Origin of the sequence: Paraburkholderia unamae (assembly GCF_003268775.1) — a bacterium.
GTDB lineage: Bacteria > Pseudomonadota > Gammaproteobacteria > Burkholderiales > Burkholderiaceae > Paraburkholderia > Paraburkholderia unamae.
In genome coordinates this window covers 107,634-126,050 of record NZ_QLSU01000018.1, presented here as the reverse complement: position 1 = coordinate 126,050, position 18,417 = coordinate 107,634, and the positions used below count along the sequence as shown (strand labels likewise).

Here is an 18,417-nt window from a genome sequence, read left to right as displayed (position 1 = left end):
AGCGTTTTGGCAAAACACGCAGGACATTCGACATGATTACCCTCGACGACGTCGATCGCCAACTCATCGCGCTCCTGCGCGACAACGCGCGCACCTCGGTCGTCGCGCTCGCGAAGCAACTGCGGGTCGCGCGCGCAACGGTGCAGAACCGCATTGCGCGGCTGGAGGAAAACGGCGTGATCGTCGGCTACACGATCAAGGTGAAGCCCGCGGCGGAGAAGCATCGCATCCGCGCGCTGATGTCGATCGCGGTAGAGGGTAATCGCGCCGCCGAAGTGGTGAAGGCGCTGCGCGGCTACCCGAACGTTTCGACCATCTACAGCACGAACGGGCGCTGGGACCTGATCGCGGAACTCCAGGCCGATTCGCTCGAACATTTCGATCGCGTGCTCGGTGCGATCCGCCTGATCGACGGCATCGGCAACAGCGAGACCAGCATCCTTCTCTCCACGCACAAGGCCTGAGCGAGCGTCGCGCCGGGTTGTCAACGTGCCAGCGCAAGCGGGCAAAGTGCCACATTTGCTGTGCGTTTTGCCAGCTTTGCTCTCTTCTGGCTGGCGCGCTTCACCGAAATAATCTCCTTATCACGTGGCGTAACGCCGCGCATCCATCAGGAGACATTTCATGACCCGCTTTCTCGACGTTCCCGCCACCCGCCGTCTGATCGCGCGAATTGGCGTGCGCCGCTTCCTGAGCGAACTCGTCGACGTGCTGGAATCCGACTACCGGCGCTGGGCCGATTTCGACAAATCGCCGCGCGTCGCGTGCCATTCGCGCGAGGGCGTGATCGAACTCATGCCCGTGGCGGACGCGCAGCGATTCGCCTTCAAGTACGTGAACGGCCACCCGGTCAACGCGCTGCGCGGGTTGCACACGGTCATGGCGTTCGGCGCGCTCGGCGACGTCGCCACGGGCTACCCGTTGCTGCTCGCGGAACTTACGCTCACCACGGCGCTGCGCACGGCGGCGACTTCGGTGCTGGCCGCGAAGCATCTGGCGCGCGCGAATGCGCGCACGATGGCGCTGATCGGCAACGGTGCGCAAAGCGAATTCCAGGCCGTGGCGTTCCATGCGCTGCTGGGCATCGAGGAGATTCGCGTGTTCGACATTGACGCGAAGGCGACCGACAAACTCGTGCGCAACCTGGCAGCATTCCCGCGCCTGAATGTCGTGCGCGCGGACTCGACCGCGCAGGCGGTGCGCGGCGCCGACATCGTCACGACGGTCACGGCCGACAAGGCGTACGCCACGATCATCACGCCGGAGATGATCGAGCCGGGCATGCACCTGAACGCGGTGGGCGGCGATTGCCCCGGCAAGACCGAACTGCACGCGGACGTGCTGCGCATGGCGCGCGTGATTGTCGAATACGAGCCGCAGAGCCGCATTGAAGGCGAGATCCAGCAAATGCCCGCCGACTTTCCGGTGACCGAGTTCTGGCGCGTGCTGCAAGGCGAGGCGGCGGGCCGCGAGCATGCGGCGCAGGTCACGGTATTCGATTCGGTGGGCTTCGCGCTGGAGGATTATTCCGCGCTGCGCTATCTGTATGCGCTCGAACTGGAGCACGGCGAGGGCAGCGAGATTGCGCTGATTCCGCCCGCCGAAGACCCCAAGAATCTCTTTGCGTTGATCAGTGAACCGGCGGCCCGCGCGAGTTCCCTCGCTCAGGTGGAACCGGTGGATTCGGTGGCCTGATCGTATCGTCCGGTTTGGTTTCTCATTCGCTACGCCCCATGAATTTCCATTCGATCCAGGCGCCTCGCGCCGTCGTGATGATCCGGCCGCACCGTTTTCATCCCAACCCCGAAACGGCCGCGGACAACGCGTTCCAGTGCACGGCCGGCGCGAGCGGCGAGCGCGCCGGGGCTATCGCCGAGGCGGCGCGCGAGGAGGTGAGCCGCGCCGCGCAAACGCTCGAAGACGCGGGCGTGCGCGTGCATCTCTTCGACGACTTCGGCGAGCACGGCACGCCCGACTCGGTGTTCCCCAACAACTGGTTTTCCACGCACGCGGGCGGGCATGTCGCGCTCTATCCGATGTATAGCGGCAACCGGCGGCGCGAACGGCGCACGGATGTGATCGAGATGCTCAAGTCGGAGTATCGCGTGGAGGATGTGACCGACTTCTCAGGTCTTGAGCATGACGAAGTATTTCTGGAGGGCACGGGCGCGATGGTGCTCGACCATGTGACCCGCGTGGCGTACACGGCGCGCTCGCGCCGCGCCGACCCCGTGGCGCTCGCGCGCTTTTGCCGGCGCTTCGAGTTCGAGCCCGAGTGTTTCGACACGACTGGCGCGGATGGCCGGCCGATCTATCACACCAACGTCATGATGAGCGTTGCGACCGAGTTCGCGCTGGTCGGCCTCGACATGATCAACGACGTTGCGCGTCGCGCCTGGATTCATCAGCGTCTGGAACGCAGCGGGCGCACTGTCATCGGACTGGAGCCGGAGCAGATCGGCGATTTCGCGGGCAACGCCATCGAGCTTTCGGCGCGTGATGGGCGCGTGCTCGCGTTGTCGCAGCGTGCGTTCGATTGCCTGACTGCGCGGCAGCGAAGTGTGATCGAACGCTCGGCGCAATTGCTGCCGCTGAAGGTGCCGACCATCGAGATGGCCGGCGGGTCGGTGCGCTGCATGCTGGCCGGCGTGCATCTGGAGAAGCGGCGCTAGCCGCCTGCGCGCGCTCGCGGCGGGCGAACTCAGCGCCCCGCGAGCATCCGGCCGCCAAGCGCGATCAGCACGACGCCCACCACGGAGTCGAGCGCGGCCTTGCGCCGGATGAGGAACTGGCGCACGGCGGGATGCGAGGCGAGCAGCGCCATCGTGCAATACCACGCGCACGAAATGAGGATCGCGATCACCACGACCGCGATTTCGAGCCAGCGCGGCGAACCGGCGGGCACCATCAGCGCGAAGATACTGCCGTAGAACGCGATCGCCTTTGGATTGGTCATGCTCACGACATAGCCCTTTTTCGCGGCACTCCAGCCCGAGGTTGCGCCATGCGCCGACACCTTCAAAGGCTGGCGCGCCGTGAGCAGCGTTTTCGCGCCGAGCCAGATCAGATAGCCCGCGCCCGCGATGCGCAGCACGGTGCCGATCCAGGCGACGTGCGCGACGATCAGGCTCAGGCCCGCGATGGCGATCCACGCCCAGGTGCCCGAAGCGGCGGCGAGCCCGAGGCCCGTTGCGAGCCCCGCGCGGCGCGAAGCGACTGCCGTGGACGTGACGATGACGAAGTTCGGTCCGGGGCTGGCGACGCTCAGGAACAGAACGCCGGAAAGCGCGAGCAGGACATTGAAATAGTTCACGATGGCAGGTTCCGCGGCAGGGTGGAGGCGTGGTCTCCATCTTACCCGAGCCTGCTCATGGGGATCAGCCGGCCTTGAGCAGACGCCAGAGCGTGGTGCGCCCGATGCCGAGCGCGCGGCTGGCGGCCGCGCGATTGCCGCCGTGCGCCGCGAGCGCGCGCTCGACTTGCGCGCGCGTGACGGGCGTGCTTTCGCGTTGCGTTTGCATTGCGCTCACGGCGGCGCTTGCTTGCGGCGCGACCTCGATCACGTCCTCTGTACGCGCGAACTCCGGAAAAATATCGTAGAACGAATCATTGCCCGGCGCGTTGGGGGAATCGTCACCGAGGAAAATCGCCCCGCGCGCGAGCAGGTTCTCCAGTTCGCGCACATTGCCCGGCCACGCATAGCGCGCGAAATACGGTGCGAACAGCGTGAGCACGCGCTCGATCGCGGCGGCGCGCAGACCGTAACGCTCGGCCATGCGTTCGAGCAGGTGGCGCGCCAGCGCGGCGATGTCCTCGCGGCGCTCGCGCAGCGGCGGCAAAGCGATCGGCAGCAGATTGAGGCGGAAATACAGGTCGGCGCGAAACGCGCCTTCCTGCACCATCGCGCGCAGGTCGCGATGCGTGGCCGCGATCACGCGCACGTCCACGGGCGTGGCGCGGCTTGCGCCGAGCTTGGTCACCTCGCGCTCCTGGAGCACGCGCAACAGGCGGCTTTGCAGCGCGGGCGGCATTTCGCCGATTTCGTCGAGAAAGATCGTTCCGGTGTGCGCGACTTCGACGAGACCCGGCTTGCCGCCGCGCCGCGCGCCCGTGAACGCGCCTTCCTCGTGGCCGAACAATTCACTCTCGATCAAGCCTTCGGGCAGCGCCGCGCAGTTGAAGGCGACGAACGGATTGCCACGCCGCCGGCTCGCGTTGTGAATGCCCTGTGCGACGAGCTCCTTGCCGGTGCCGCTTTCGCCCGTGAGCAGCACGGTCGCGTCGTGCGCCGCGCTCATGGCGGCGAGGCGCCGCAGGCGAGCCATTGCGGGCGCCGCGCCCACCAGGTCGTCCAGTTCGTAGCGCGCCACCAGATGGCGCGGGCGCTGGGTCGTGCGCAACGAGCGGTCGATGCGTTGCGCGACCAGCGCGTCCTGCGCCGTCACCACCGCGCCCGAGCGCGCGCCCTGCTCGACGATGGGCACGCAGCTCACGATGAGCGAACGCCCGCCGATCTGCTCGACGCGCTCGTCAACGGGCGCGTCGCCGCCCGCCACTTCGCGCAGCAGCGGACCCACCGAGTGCGCAAGCTGCGTGCTCACGTCGCGCGCGCGGTCGAGGCCGAGCAGATCGAGCATGGCCGGATTGACCGCTTCGAGCCGGCCCGCTTCGTCGAAGGCCGCCACGCCGTCGCGCAGGTGCGCGACGATCGTGTTCAGGCGCACGCGCTTCGACTCTTTCTGGCGGCTCACGCGCGCGAGCTCCACGGAACGCTCGAACGCCTCGTGCACCGCGCCGAGCGAGTAGAGGAACACGCTTTCGAGCCCGGCCGCCTGGGCCAGGTCGCAGGCCATGCCGGGGCCGATGATCACGTGGCAGCCCACGGCGGCGAGCGCCGTGACGGCGGCGCGCACTTCGTCGACGCTGCGATAGGCGCGCTGCGTGAGACTCAGGTTGAGCCACGCGCCGATATCGGCGAGTTCGTGCGAGACGCTTTCGTGCAGGATCAGGCCGATGGGCGCGCCGGGCCAGGTGGCGTTCGCATGCGTGATGCCGGACAGCACGTCGAAGCCGTTCACCTTCACCATGACGACGGGCACGCTCAGGTTGTCGCGCAGGTAGGCGCCGTTGGACCCGGCGGCGAGCACGACGTCCACCGCGCCCGCTTCGATATGGGGTTGCAGCGCCGTCACGGCGTCGCCGTAGCCCTCGCGTATGTTGAAGAAGCGCGCCTCTTCGGCGTAGCGTGGCGCAACGGCTTCGCAGAGACTGCGCAGGCGGCTGATGCTCACGAGCGCGATGCCCGGGCGGCTGGCGGTTTGGGGCTGGCTGGGCAGGGGCACGGCACTGACCTCGGGAAACAAGGGAGGGTCTGTTCCATGGGTTGTTTCGAAATGCGTTCCATGAAACGTTTCAGGCATTGTGCCACGAAACACTCGCAATCCCAGCGAAACCCCTAAGTCGTTGTTTTATCGGGCTTGGAGCACCTTCCACCTTAACTGGCATGCTTCGTGCAGAAAGGCTATCCATCCCAATCCCCAACTCATGGAGTGACTGCAATGACGAATTCCACTGCTGCGCGCCGCGCTGCGTTCCGCGCCAAGGTCAACGAACGCCGCGGCCTGCTCGTGCCGGGCGCTTTCAACGCGATGAGTGCGCGCGTGATCGAGGACGCCGGTTTCGAAGCGCTTTACCTCACGGGCGCGGGCGTGACGAACATGTCGTTCGGCTTGCCCGACCTCGGCTTCATCGGCCTGTCCGACGTGGCGGAGCACACGGCGCGCGTGCGCGACGCGGTGAACCTGCCGCTCATCGTCGACGCCGACACGGGCTTCGGCAACGCGCTGAACGTGCGTCAGACCGTGCGCACGCTGGAGCGCAGCGGCGCGGACGCGATCCAGTTCGAAGACCAGATCATGCCGAAGAAGTGCGGCCACTTCGCCAACAAGGAAGTGATCGGCACGAGCGAGATGGTGGGCAAGATCCGCGCGGCCGTGGATGCGCGCGAAGACGGCAACCTGCTCATCATGGCGCGCACCGACGCGGCGGCGGTGCACGGTATCGAGGACGCGATCGCGCGCGGCCACGCGTTCATCGAGGCGGGCGCGGATATCCTCTTTATCGAAGCGACTGAAAAGCTCGAAGACATCGAGCGCCTGCCGAAGCTCATCGACGCGCCGCAACTCATCAACATCGTGATCGGCGGCAAGACGCCGGTGCAGTCGCGCGAGGCATTGGCGGGTCTGGGCTACGCGCTGGTGCTGTACGCGAACGCGGCGCTGCAAGGCGCGCTGGTGGGCATGCAGCGCGCGCTCGGCATGCTGAGCGCGAACGGCCGCCTCGACGAAGACGCGAATATCGTCGCGCCGTTCGCGGAACGCCAGCGCCTCGTGAACAAGCCGCTGTTCGATCGCCTCGATCGCGAATACGCGGCCAAGGAGTAAACGCGGGGCGGGTCGCCGGCGCGTGAAGTCTGTTGCGCGCGCCGGCGACCGGAACCTATCCGCAGCCATTGATCGGAACAATAATCAGTGGTACGGAATAATTGAAGAACTCACGCGGCCTGTACAGAGACACACGACCGCTCCGATCCTCACTCAACGTCCACGTGCAAGCTGGTTGTTCACCGAGGTCACACCGTCCACGGCCGCCGCGCTTTGTCCGGCCATCGCGACATCCTCATGCTGGGGAACCCACCCGACCAGCGTGACCGCACCCCCGCGGGAAAACACAAACACGTGAGACAGCCCAACACCGTGGCGCGCCGCATTGACGCGCACATTGTGTTCGATCTGCCCGTCGCTTGCGCTCGAACCGGTGTCGGCGAGAACGGCTGGCGCCAGGGTGCTGGCGATCAATAACGCGAGCGTGGAAGTCATGGTTGTTTTCACAACACCTCCTTACATTGGCAAGTGCGCCGGCAAACTCCGGCAGCACGTCTTCCGGTCCAACACCATGCGGGGCCGCGAAGTCATCGGACAAAATTCCTCGCCATGGGCTCCCATGGCCACGCACCGCAAGGGCGCTTCGAGAATCTTGCCGCGCCGAGCATGAAACGGTCGTGCCGTTACCCGGCGAAAGGTTTGCAGGTGCATCGGGATCGGACGGGACGCCGCGGGTGCGACGTGGCGAAAGAACAGCGGGAGCCGGCGAGTCGTTGCATCTTCACAACATTGAACACGCTCCAAAGACGCTGTCAAGCTTGAAATCGCTTTCATGCTAACGGAATTTTTTGCGCGGTTTTCCGCGTGCACCGTTTTTTCGCTCACGAACCCAAACCGGTTTGCCAGGCAGGTGACCATGACCTCATGGTCATAAGACGGGGTGGTACAGCGTGGCCACATTGCGCGCAACTGTTATCGGTAACGTCGTTTTCCCTGGTCAGGAAGTTCGATGGGCGGCGCAGGGGCCTCCCTATAATCGCTCCGAAATGTGATTCGAGCATTTCAGCCAGGCAGCAAAGGTGCAGCGCACACACGGCCTGGATGGTTTGGAGACGCCAGAGGATATATAGGAAACCTAATGAAAACGAAAGTCATTGCTTTGTCTGTCATGGCAGCGGCGGCTACGGTGGCCCACGCCCAGAGCAGCGTCACGCTGTACGGCCGTATCGACAACGGCGTGCAGTACGAGACCGGTCTTCCGGGCGGCAACAAGTTCTCGGCGCAGAGCGGCGACTGGGGTTGCTCCTGGTTCGGGCTCCTCGGCTCCGAGGATCTCGGCGGCGGCACGAAAGCGGTCTTCCAGCTCGAAGGTCAGCTCAATACCATGACCGGCGCTTCGGCTGGCAACCTGTTCGGCCGTCACGCCACGGTGGGTTTCACCAACGAGCGCTTCGGTCTCTTCAAGATGGGTAATCTCGGCGCCGGCGAACTGGCGCAGGATAGCTGGGGCACGGACCCGCAACTGATGCAGCGTTACGCGATTTCGACACTCGTGCGCGGCCGCAACTGGACGAGCACGAGCAACGGCGCGGAGTACGACTCGCCCGTGCTGTTCGGCGGCCTCGTGCTCAAAGGCCAGTATTCGCTGACGAACAACACGAGCTGGAACTCGGCGCCCGTCAATGCGCAGGGCGTGCCGACCGGTCAGGGCCGCACGAACGCCGTGGAAGGCATTTACACCTGGGGCAGCGGCGATTTCCGCGTGATCTACGACGAAGTGCGCGGCGCCAACGGCTCGTTCAACAACGTCTACTCGGCTTCGCGCTCGATTCTCGCGGGCGGCACCTACGTGTTCGGGCCGGTGAAACTCTACGCGGGCTACCAGCACCTGAGCGCGCCTGATGCCACCAACGCGAGCATGGGCGTGAGCGACGCCTCGCAGCCGGCCGGCGTGAGCGCGCCGACCAGCGTGAACCACGAATGGATCGGCGCCGCATGGCAGGTGAACGACGCCTCGGCGATCACCGCAGCCGTGTTCCACGCCAACGCGAACAATGGCAACGGCAACGCCACGCTGTACACGCTCGGCACGACGTACAACCTGTCGAAGCGCACCTTCCTTTACGCGGAAGCCGGTTACGTGCACAACAGTTCGACGTCGAACATCAACCTGGGCAACGGCCCGTACGGCAACAACAATTTCGACGCGGCAACGGGCACGTCGTCGAACGACAACCCGAGCTACGGTCATAGCCAGACCGGCGTGTTCGCGGGCGTCATGCATATGTTCTGAGTTGTTCCTGTCTGACCTGTCGTTGTAGTGATCTCTGAGTGTTAGGTACTGCTTGATTCTCTTGTATGGAGAGGCCGATGCGACAACTCCTCCACCCGGGTCGCATCGGCTGCTTTTTTCGAGTGCGGGGTTTCGGGCGCGCACCACGGATCACACCTTTCTTTAATTGAAAGCGCTTTCAGGCAATCATTCAGGCGGAACTCATGACCGACGGCCCTAACGAAAATCGCGACGCACCCAAAGAGGACATCAGCTCGCCCAATGTCAAGCTCGAGGAGATCGCGCGCGCAGCCGGGGTTTCTCCGAGCACGGTGTCGCGCATCCTCAATGGTTCGGCGCGCGTTCTGCCCGAAAAGCAGCGCGCCGTGGAAGAGGCGATTGCCCGTTTCAACTATCGGCCGAACGTGCTGGCGCGCAGCCTGGCGAGCGGCCGGACCGCAACGATCGGCGTGCTCACGCAGGCCGTGTCGAGTCCCTTTTACGCGGAGTGGCTGCGCGGCATTGAGGAGTCGCTGTACGAGCCCGGCTTTACACCGATCTTCGTGAGCAGCCGCTGGAATCTCGACGACGAAAAGGCGCGCCTCGAAGAACTGATCGCGCGCCGCGTGGAAGGCGTCATCCTGCTGCATGCGCAGCTCGATGAGCCCTCGCTTGCGGAATACGCGCGGCACGCGCCGATGCTCGTGCTGGGGCGCTCGTTGCACAACGGCCCCGCGCTGGCCGGTTTGCCGATCGACAATCTCAAGGGCGCGCGCGACGCGACGCGGCATCTGATCGAAGAGGGGCATCGCGAGATCGCCTTCATTGCCGGGCCGAGCAGTCACGAGGACGCGATCGAGCGGCTGGACGGCTACCGCATCGCGCTGGAGGAAGCGGGCATTGGCTTTGACGCCGGTCTCGTGGAACAGGGCGACTACCTGGAGACGGGCGGGCTGGCCGCGATGGAGCGTCTGATGGCGCGCCGCCCGACATTCAGCGCGGTGTTCTGCGCAAACGACCAGACCGCGTATGGCGCGCGCCTCGCGATGTTCCGCCGTGGCGTGCGCGTGCCCGAAGACATTTCGCTGGTCGGCTTCGACGATCTGCCCACGTCGTCGTACATGACGCCGCCGCTCACGACGGTACGGCAGCCGACGTTTGAAATCGGCCGCCTCGCGGCGCAGGGCATCGTGCAGATGATCCGCAAGCAATCCATCTCGCTCAGCCCGGTTCCGCTCACGCTCGTGACGCGCGAAACCACGCGGCGCATCGCACCGCCCGCGAGTTCGGGAGCACAGCCGGGGTAACGCAGGGACCGCCGGGGGGCGGATCTTTCAGCACGGATGTGAAAGCGCTTTCACCTGGCGGGAAGCAGTACGAAGTAATCGATGAGCAGTCGAACGTTATTCACGAACGTATCATCAGGAGACAAAACATGAAGTTCCGTTTTTCCGGCGCGGCCGCCGCAGTGCTGCTCAGCCTCGCAACAGTGGGCGCGCAAGCCAACACCACGTTGACGGTTGCGGTTTTCCCGAAGCTCGACCAGGAAATCAAGGATGCGATTCCCGCGTGGAAGAAGCTCCATCCCGATGTCGATATCAAGGTGTCGTCGCTCGCGATCGCCGATCACCATAACGCCATGACCACCGCGCTCGCCACGAGCTCGGACCTGCCCGATGTGATGGCGGTCGAAGTGGGTTTCATTGGGCGCTTCGCGGCGGGCGGCGGTCTCGAAGACCTCTCGAAGCCGCCGTATAACGCCGGTCAGTACAAGAGCGAGTTCATCAATTACACGTTCGCGCAGGCCACCACGCAGGACGGCGCGATTGTCGGCATGCCGGGCGACATCGGTCCCGGTACGCTGTTCTACCGCAAGGACATTCTCGACAAGGCGGGCGTGAGCGAAGCCGACCTCACGAAGTCGTGGGACTCGTATCTCGCGGCCGGCCAGAAGATCAAGAAGGCGACGGGGGCGTACCTGATGGCGTCGTCGCGCGATATCGAGGACATCTATATTCGCGCCGACTTGAAGCCGGGCGACGGCGTGTACTTCGATAAGGCCGGCAACCCCGTCGTGACGTCGCCGCGCTTCGTGAAGGCCTTCGAGCTTGCGAAGAAGGCACGCGATCTCGGCCTCGACGCGAAGATCACCCCGTGGTCGAACGAATGGGCCGAGAGCTTTAAACGCGGCACCGTCGCGACGCAGATGATGGGCGCATGGCTTGGCGGCCACCTCTCGTCGTGGATCGCGCCCGACACCAAGGGCCTGTGGCGCGCGACCAATCTTCCCAATGGCGCCTACGCGTCGTTCGGCGGCACGTTCTGGTCGATTCCCGTCAAAGCGACGCAGAAGCCGATGTCCTGGGAATTCATCAAATTCCTGACGACGCGCCAGGACACGCAGCTTGCTTCGTTCCGCTCGATCGACGCGTTCCCCGCGCTGCTCTCCGCGCAGAACGATGCGTTCTTCGCGCAGCCGGTCGCGTTCCTCGGCAACGAGAAGGCCCGCCTGATCTGGCGCGACGCGGCCACGCACATTCCGGCGATCCAGCGCAGCAAGTATGACCAGGTCGCCGAGGAGGCGGTGCATTCCGCGCTCGACAAGGTGGTGGACAGCAACGAGGACATCCACACGGCGTTGCAGGAAGCCCAGGATCAGATCGCGCATCGGGTCCGCCGGTAAGCGGCCTTCGGGAAACGGCGCGGCAGGCTTCGCGCCGCCGCCGAAGCTGGCTGTCACAGCGTGGCCGCTCATGAAGCGCGGCCACGCCAGAATGGACGGAACTACTGATGAACTATCCACTGCCCACCACCGAACCCGCCGCCCCCGAGGGGCGCATGAGCGACGGCCTGGCGCCGTTCGCCACGCCTCGCGCCCGATCGCGGCTGCGCACGGTGAAGATCGCGCCGTACCTGTTTCTTGCTCCGTTTTTCCTGCTATTCGCCGTGTTTCTCGCGTTTCCGCTGCTCTTTTCGCTGTATCTCTCGTTCCAGAGCTGGGACGCGACGGCGGGACTCGCAAGCATGAAATGGGTGGGCATCTCGAACTTTACGTTCACGCTGACCGATCCCTGGTACTGGAAATCGCTCTACAACACGGCTTCCATGGCGATCTTGTCCGGCGTCCCGCAACATCTCGTCGCGCTGCCGCTCGCGTTCTTTCTGCAAACCGCGTTTCGACGCTGGCGCAATGTCGTCGTGGGGTTGTATTTCCTCCCCTTCATCACGTCGAGCGTGGCAATTGCGCTGATTTTCTCGTCGCTGTATTCGACCGACTTCGGGATGATCAACCTCGCCATCGCCGAAATCGGCAAGATTCCGGGGCTGCACTGGATCGTGCCTTCGAAGCCGGTTGAGTGGCTGTATAACCCGGCGAATGTGAAGCCGGCGGTGTCTCTCGTGGTGTTCTGGCGTTATGTGGGCTGGAACACCGTGCTGTATCTCTCTGCACTACAGACCATTCCAAAGGATATCTACGAAGCGGCGCGCATTGACGGCGCGAATGGCTGGCAGCAGTTCACGCGCATCACGATTCCGCTGCTGAAGCCCATGATCTTCTTCGCGGTGACGCTGTCCATCATCGGCGGTCTGCAACTGTTCGAGGAGCCATTCATTCTGCTGCCGAACGAAGGCATGGGGACGAGCCAGTCCGGCTTGACCACCGCCGTCTACATGTATCGCACGGCGTTTCATGACGGCGACTTCGGCACGGCCAGTTCGATTGCATGGCTGCTGTTCATCACGATTTCCGCGCTGATGTGGCTCAACACGCGAATTTTTCACCGCAGCGGCATGAACGAGGAGGCATCGCGATGAAACCGTCGAACAACAAGGCCCGTTACACCGGCTACGCCATCGTGCTCGCGGGCGCGGTGCTGATGTTCTCGCCGTTCTGGTTCATGTTCGTCTTCGCCACGCACACGAGCTCCGAGATTTTCTCGATGCCGCCGCCGCTCTGGTTCGGCAACGCGTTTCTCGACAATATGGCGTCGCTCATGCGCCATATACCGTTCTGGCGCAATCTGGGCTGGAGCTTCTATACCTCCACGCTCCAGACGGTGCTGACGCTGCTCGTTACCTCGATGGCGGGCTATGCGTTCGCGATGTACGAGTTCCGCTTCAAGAAGGCGTTGTTCGCGGTGGCGCTCACGGCCATGCTGGTGCCGCCGTTCCTCAGCATGATCCCGACCTTCATGACGATGAACCTGCTTGGCTGGATCAACGAGCCCCGCGCGCTGTACGTGCCCGGCGCCGCTGCCGCGCTTGGCGTGTTCCTCATGCGCCAGTACGTGGCTTCGGCCATTCCTCACGACCTGATCGAGGCGGCGCGTATCGACGGTTGCGGCGAGTTCCGCATTTACTGGAGCATCGTGATGCCTTTGCTCGGGCCGGCGCTGGGCACGCTCGGGCTCATCAGCTTCATCCAAAGCTGGAACAACTTTCTCTCGGCGCTCGTCGTGCTGCGTTCGCCTTCGATGTACACGCTGCCCCTCGCGCTGCGCATTCTGCAAAGCCCGACCAATTCGGACTGGGGCGCGGTCATGGCGGGGTCCGCGGTCGCGGTGCTGCCGCTGCTGGTGCTGTTCGCCTTCACTTCGCGACGCTTGATCGACGGCCTGACGGCCGGCGCGGTCAAGTCATGAAGTGCGCTTCATCTTCTCCACGCCCACGCGGGCATGACTATTGAGGAATACTTCGTTTATGTCGACGTTTCGATTCAAGGAAGACTTCGTCTGGGGCGTAGCCACCAGTTCCTATCAGATCGAAGGCGCAGCGCATGAGGACGGCCGCGGCGCGTCTATCTGGGACGCGTTTTGCCGGGTGCCCGGCAAGGTCGTGAACGGCGAAAGCGGCGACGTGGCCTGCGACCACTATCATCGTTTCGAGCAGGATCTCGACCTCATGGCGGATCTGGGTGTCAACGCCTATCGCTTCTCGATTGCCTGGCCGCGCGTGCAGCCGGATGGCCGCGGCGCGTTCAACGAAAAGGGCCTGGCGTTCTACGACCGTCTGGTGGACGGTTTGCTCGCGCGCGGCATCCAGCCATTCGCGACGCTGTATCACTGGGACCTGCCGCTCGCGCTCCAGGAGGCGCAAAACGGCTGGGAGAACCGCGATACGGCCTACCGGTTCGCGGACTATGCGCGCAAGATCGGCGGCGCGCTGGGCGACCGGGTGGCTTCGATCGCCACGCACAACGAGCCGTGGTGCACCGCGTGGCTCGGCAACGCCACGGGCTATTTCGCGCCCGGCAACGCCGACCTGAAGAAAGCCGCCCACGTGGCGCACCATCTGCTGCTTTCGCATGGTCTCGCCGTGCAGGCGCTGCGTGCCGACGGCGTGAAGGCGCCGCTTGGCATCGTGCTGAACCAGTCGCCTGCGCACGGCGCGACGAATGCGCCCGAGGACCTGGCCGCCGCGTCGCTCGAATACGCGAAGTTCGTGCGCTGGTACATGGACCCGATCTTCAAGGGCAAATACCCGGCCGAGGCGCTGCATTGGTATGGCGAGAGCGGACCGCAGGATGTCGTGCGCGAAGGCGACTTCGAGATCATCGGCGCGCCGCTGGACTTTCTCGGCATCAACTATTACACGCGAATTTTCGCGAGCGCATCGGGCGAAAAGCGTCCGCCGGGCGAGCACGGCTTCACGGACATGGATTGGGAAATCTATCCCGAAGGCCTCACCGAATTGCTGACGCGCTTGAACGCCGACTACACGCTGCCGCCCATCTACATTACCGAGAACGGCTGCGCGACGAAAGACGCACTCGAGCACGGCCGGGTGCACGACGCGCAGCGTATTCGCTTCTACGACCTGCATCTGGCCGCGCTGGCGCAAGCGGCGCAGCGAGGTGTCGATGTCGCCGGCTATTTCGCATGGAGCCTGCTGGACAACTTCGAATGGGCGTCCGGCTACGACAAGCGCTTCGGCATGGTGCACGTCGATTACGCAACCCAGCAGCGCACGCTCAAGGATAGCGCGCACTGGTATCGCGACGTGATCGCGGAACACGCCGGCGCGATGGCATCGCGCTGACGCGCACACGTAGTCAGGCGCGCCGTATCCCGCGTGGCGCGACAGCAGCAGGGCAGGGTCACGCGGGCATGCAAGCAAGAGGATTCAGGAGAACGTAACAATGGGCGAACTCGTATTGCGCAACGTCTCGAAGACGTACGGCGAAGGACCGCAGGTCATTCAGGGCATCGATCTGCACATTCCGGACGGCCAGTTCACGGTGTTCGTGGGACCGTCGGGCTGCGGCAAGTCCACCATGCTGCGCATGATCGCCGGGCTCGAAACGGTGAGCGGCGGCGACATCGTGATCGACGGCGTGAGGGTGAACGACCTGCAACCGGCGGACCGCGGCATTTCGATGGTGTTCCAGAGCTACGCGCTCTATCCGCATATGACGGTTGCGGACAACATGGGCTTTGCGCTCAAGCTCGCGGGCAAATCGAAGCGCGAAGTGCGGGAGGTCGTGGGCCGCGCCGCCGAGATCCTGCAAATCACGCACCTGCTGGAGCGCAAGCCCAAGGCGCTTTCCGGCGGCCAGCGCCAGCGCGTGGCGATCGGGCGGGCGATCGTGCGCAAGCCGCGCGTGTTTCTGTTCGACGAGCCGTTGTCGAATCTCGATGCCGCGTTGCGCGTGCAGATGCGTATCGAACTCGCGAAGCTGCACCGCGAACTGGGCACGACGATGATCTACGTGACCCACGATCAGGTCGAGGCGATGACGCTCGGCCAGCAGATCGTCGTGTTCAACAAGGGGAGGATCGAGCAAAGCGGCGCGCCGCTCGATCTGTATGACCGGCCCGCCAACCGTTTCGTCGGCGGCTTTATCGGCTCGCCGCAGATGAACATGCTCGGCGCGACGGTGGTGGCGCAGGGCGCGACGCAAACGGTGCTCGCACTGGGCGGCGCGGACCATCGTATCGCGCTGGCCGGCCGCCCGCCCAGCGCGCTGAGCGGCGAACTCACGATCGGCGTGCGTGCCGAGCACCTGAGCATCGGGCCGGCTGACGAAGGGCTCGCCGCGCGCGTCGAACTGGTCGAGCATCTCGGCGACGTTTCGATCCTGCACGCGCGCCTGGACGGCATGGCCCACGCCATTGCCCTGAAGCTCGACAAGAAGGACGCGCAGCACGCGGTGGGTGCACGCGTGGGCGTGAAGGTGGCGTCATCGTCGGTCACGGTGTTCGACGCGAACGGCGAGACCGTGGCGTTCGAGCGTCCCGAAGTGGGGCAGAGCGCTCACGCAGTCGCTTGACGGCCTCGTGTGACGGTGGAGAGCGCAACGATGAAGCAAGGATCGAAGGACGATTTCAACCGCGCGGCTCAGGGCGCTGCCGGGGACACGCCCGCCGCCGAACCGGCGTCGCCTCGCTCGGGCCCGGCGACTGAGCGCGAAGCTTTGCACAAGATGATCGTGCATTTCGATGCGCAAGGGTCGTCGGGACCGTGGCGACTGGAGCCGGATTCGGACCGGAACCTGCCTCCTGATGCGAGCGCGGACTGGCGGCCGGCAGACTGACGCCAAAGGATCACGGCGTGATAGAAGTGCCGCGGGCGAAAGCGCTTTCATCGCGGGGCTAACGTTAGCCGTATCGTCACCTGCATGCGAGATGTCGCCGTTGGAGCGGAGGGAGCTTGCATGCCGTGAAAGCCCTGCTGGGCGGGGATGGGCGACGATGACGCGACTTCGTTGGGCACACCGTGGAGCCTGGGTAAACCACGCATGGCGGCCCCAGATACGCGCCACTAACATGAACTAACGTTAAGGGTAACGTTTAGCAGGTTTCTTCTTAATTGATCGGCTGCGGCTCACGGATGTTACCGGTAAGAGCGCCTGCGACGGCAAGAGCCCGAACTTCATAAAGCGCCGCCGGGCCGCAGGCCCGATGCCAAAAATGATCGTCTGAAATTGTGATGGGTGGAGAGCGTCATGGAAAAGCGAGTATCCAAAGCCATTTTCAAGTCCCGCGCCTGCGAATTGTTCCGCCAGGTCGAAACGCTGGGCGAAACCGTCATCGTCACGGACCGGGGCCAGCCCACCATTGAAATCCGGCCCTATCGCAGCAAGAAAGAGAACCCGCTCGAACTGCTGCGCGCGTCGATCATTCACTTCAATCTGAAGCACGCGCTCGAACCGCTCGCCGCCGAGCGGGAAGAGTGATGATCACGCTCGATACGCTCGCGCTCGTGTGCTGGCTAGGGCGGCAAAAGGCGCTGAGCCAGGCCGCGCACGATGCGATCGACCGGGAACTGGACGGCGGCGACATCCTGATCTCGGCAATCAGCGCGCTTGAAATCGCGGACTTCGTCAAGCACGGCAGTCTCGGTCTTTCGATGGACGCGCGAAGCTGGCTGTCCACCTTCCTGAAGCTGGAGGGCGTGCGCATGGTGCCGGTCGACACCGAGATCGCGCTGCGTGCGGCGACGCTGCCGCCCGCGCTCACCTCGCATCAACGGCTCATTGTCGCCACCGCGCGCACGCACGGCGGCGCGCTCGTGACCTCGGACGCGAAAGTGCGCGCCTCGACTTACGTCGAAACGATCTGGTGACGCGTGCGGCGTTGCTTCGTGCGCACCGGTCCGGTCGAGTCGCGCACCACGAGTTCGGCGGGCAGCGTGATGCGCTGTGACGCCGCGTCGATGCCCGCGATCTGCGCGAGCAGCGTGTTGACCGCCGAGCGCGCCATTTGCTGGAACGGCTGGCGGATCGTCGTGAGCGCCGGATGAAATTGCTCGGACATCGGAATGTCGTCGAAGCCGATCACCGAAATGTCGTCGGGCACGCGCAGGCCCGCTTCGCGAACCGCGGCGATCACGCCGAACGCGCTCTGGTCGTTGGCCGTGAAAATCGCCGTGGGCGGCTCGGCGAGATTGAGCAGATCGAACGTGACGTCGAACGCCATCATTTGCGAGAGGTCGCCCGCGGCGACGAGCGCGTCTTCGCGCGGCAGGCCGAGGCGAGCCAGCGTGTCGTGATAGCCGCGCTGGCGGTCGCGCACGCCTTCGATCGTTTCGTCGCCGGCGAGGAAGGCAATGCGCTTGTGGCCCAGATGCGCGAGATGCTCGACCGCGAGACAGGCGCCGCCGTAATTGTCCACCGAAACCGAGGGAAAGCCCGTGAGCGTGCCGCGCTGATCGACCACGACGACCGGCACCTTGGCCGTGGTGAGCGCTTCGAGACAGAGCGATTCGCGCGGCAGGATCGCAAGAATGCCGTCGGAGAACTGCTGGATCAAACCGAGCAGGTCGTGATGCGTATGGCGGTCTTCGTCGAACACCGTGTACACCAGCATTTCCATGCCCGCGCCGCGCGCCGCGCGGCCCGCGCCGAGAATCAGCTCGCTGGAGAACTGGGTGTCGAGCGTGGGCGTGATGATGCCGATGATGCCGTTGCGTCCGCCCGAGAGCTTTTGCGCGGTGCGGTTCACGACATAGCCGATGTCCGAAGCGATTCTCAGCACTTCGTCGCGTGTTTCGCGCGACACGCCGGGGCGGCCGTTGAGCGCGCGCGACGCGGTCATTTGCGACACCCCGGCAAGCTTGGCGACGTGCTCGAGCGTGGGGGTTTGCCTTGCCATGCGCGTAGAAGGTGTACGAGAGGTCATGTCAGGGTCGAGTCGCTATGGACGTTAGCGATACCGTTTATATGTTGGCTATTCTATCAGAAGCCCTGTATTTCATGCGCGTCCCGTTCTGCCAACCTTGCGCGGCGCGCAAGGACCATCGCGCCGTCCCAGGTAAAAGCCC

The 18,417-nt window shown here is 64.5% G+C and carries 18 protein-coding genes; 14 read left to right on the top strand and 4 right to left on the bottom strand.

Translation table 11 applies throughout. The features are described from left to right. The first annotated feature begins 32 nt into the window (after positions 1–32). From C7401_RS26990 to ctlX, 3 genes are all read left to right on the top strand, one after another. A complete protein-coding gene (locus tag C7401_RS26990; RefSeq protein ID WP_112174488.1) occupies positions 33–464 on the top strand; it encodes an Lrp/AsnC family transcriptional regulator in 432 nt (143 codons plus the stop codon). Between the two features lie 160 nt (positions 465–624). Further along, positions 625–1,695: an ornithine cyclodeaminase gene (gene ocd / locus C7401_RS26985; protein WP_112174487.1), complete on the top strand. Its 1,071-nt coding sequence runs from the start codon at positions 625–627 to the stop codon at positions 1,693–1,695. A 38-nt stretch (positions 1,696–1,733) separates the two neighbouring features. Further along, the gene (ctlX, locus tag C7401_RS26980) at positions 1,734–2,672 is read left to right on the top strand and encodes a citrulline utilization hydrolase CtlX (RefSeq protein ID WP_112174486.1); all 939 of its coding nucleotides are present in this window, start codon (positions 1,734–1,736) and stop codon (positions 2,670–2,672) included. Between the two features lie 29 nt (positions 2,673–2,701). Here the strand turns inward: ctlX and C7401_RS26975 are convergent, their stop codons facing one another. Beyond that, entirely contained in the window at positions 2,702–3,313 is a 612-nt protein-coding gene (locus tag C7401_RS26975; RefSeq protein WP_373864458.1) for a LysE family translocator, read from the bottom strand. A gap of 64 nt (positions 3,314–3,377) precedes the next feature. Continuing rightward, a complete protein-coding gene (prpR, locus tag C7401_RS26970) occupies positions 3,378–5,342 on the bottom strand; it encodes a propionate catabolism operon regulatory protein PrpR (protein WP_258397256.1) in 1,965 nt (654 codons plus the stop codon). Positions 5,343–5,558: 216 nt separating this feature from the next. On the opposite strand from prpR, the gene C7401_RS26965 reads away from it, so the two are divergent. Then, positions 5,559–6,443 (top strand): isocitrate lyase/PEP mutase family protein, encoded by an 885-nt coding sequence (locus C7401_RS26965; protein ID WP_112174483.1) that lies wholly within the window; start codon positions 5,559–5,561, stop codon positions 6,441–6,443. Between the two features lie 153 nt (positions 6,444–6,596). On the opposite strand, the gene C7401_RS26960 is transcribed toward C7401_RS26965, so the two are convergent. Further along, positions 6,597–6,878, bottom strand: a complete 282-nt coding sequence (locus tag C7401_RS26960) for a BON domain-containing protein (protein ID WP_258397255.1) — start codon at positions 6,876–6,878, stop codon at positions 6,597–6,599. A 643-nt stretch (positions 6,879–7,521) separates the two neighbouring features. On the opposite strand from C7401_RS26960, the gene C7401_RS26955 reads away from it, so the two are divergent. The 10 genes from C7401_RS26955 to C7401_RS26910 all read left to right on the top strand — a co-directional run bounded on the left by C7401_RS26955 (position 7,522) and on the right by C7401_RS26910 (position 17,220). Next, positions 7,522–8,676 (top strand): porin, encoded by a 1,155-nt coding sequence (locus tag C7401_RS26955; RefSeq protein ID WP_112174481.1) that lies wholly within the window; start codon positions 7,522–7,524, stop codon positions 8,674–8,676. Between the two features lie 203 nt (positions 8,677–8,879). Further along, positions 8,880–9,962 (top strand): LacI family DNA-binding transcriptional regulator, encoded by a 1,083-nt coding sequence (locus C7401_RS26950; protein WP_112174480.1) that lies wholly within the window; start codon positions 8,880–8,882, stop codon positions 9,960–9,962. Positions 9,963–10,090: 128 nt separating this feature from the next. Beyond that, positions 10,091–11,338 (top strand): ABC transporter substrate-binding protein, encoded by a 1,248-nt coding sequence (locus C7401_RS26945; RefSeq protein ID WP_112174479.1) that lies wholly within the window; start codon positions 10,091–10,093, stop codon positions 11,336–11,338. 107 nt (positions 11,339–11,445) lie between these two features. After that, positions 11,446–12,471, top strand: a complete 1,026-nt coding sequence (locus C7401_RS26940) for a carbohydrate ABC transporter permease (protein WP_112174478.1) — start codon at positions 11,446–11,448, stop codon at positions 12,469–12,471. Further along, positions 12,468–13,298 carry a carbohydrate ABC transporter permease gene (locus tag C7401_RS26935; protein ID WP_112174477.1) on the top strand — a complete coding sequence of 277 codons (831 nt, stop codon included), beginning with the start codon at positions 12,468–12,470 and terminating at the stop codon, positions 13,296–13,298. The genes C7401_RS26940 and C7401_RS26935 overlap by 4 nt, the downstream gene beginning before the upstream one ends. Before the next feature lie 58 nt (positions 13,299–13,356). After that, positions 13,357–14,694, top strand: a complete 1,338-nt coding sequence (locus tag C7401_RS26930) for a GH1 family beta-glucosidase (protein WP_112174476.1) — start codon at positions 13,357–13,359, stop codon at positions 14,692–14,694. 100 nt (positions 14,695–14,794) lie between these two features. Beyond that, positions 14,795–15,925: an ABC transporter ATP-binding protein gene (locus C7401_RS26925; RefSeq protein WP_112174475.1), complete on the top strand. Its 1,131-nt coding sequence runs from the start codon at positions 14,795–14,797 to the stop codon at positions 15,923–15,925. Positions 15,926–15,955: 30 nt separating this feature from the next. After that, positions 15,956–16,189 carry a hypothetical protein gene (locus C7401_RS26920; protein ID WP_112174474.1) on the top strand — a complete coding sequence of 78 codons (234 nt, stop codon included), beginning with the start codon at positions 15,956–15,958 and terminating at the stop codon, positions 16,187–16,189. A gap of 411 nt (positions 16,190–16,600) precedes the next feature. Beyond that, positions 16,601–16,831, top strand: a complete 231-nt coding sequence (locus C7401_RS26915) for a type II toxin-antitoxin system Phd/YefM family antitoxin (RefSeq protein WP_112174473.1) — start codon at positions 16,601–16,603, stop codon at positions 16,829–16,831. Beyond that, positions 16,831–17,220, top strand: coding sequence for a type II toxin-antitoxin system VapC family toxin (locus C7401_RS26910; protein ID WP_112174472.1), 390 nt, complete (start codon positions 16,831–16,833; stop codon positions 17,218–17,220). Before C7401_RS26915 ends, C7401_RS26910 begins: the two co-directional genes overlap by 1 nt. Here C7401_RS26910 and C7401_RS26905 read toward each other — a convergent pair. Further along, positions 17,199–18,275 (bottom strand): LacI family DNA-binding transcriptional regulator, encoded by a 1,077-nt coding sequence (locus C7401_RS26905; protein ID WP_224044430.1) that lies wholly within the window; start codon positions 18,273–18,275, stop codon positions 17,199–17,201. The genes C7401_RS26910 and C7401_RS26905 overlap by 22 nt on opposite strands. Between the last annotated feature and the right edge of the window lie 142 nt (positions 18,276–18,417).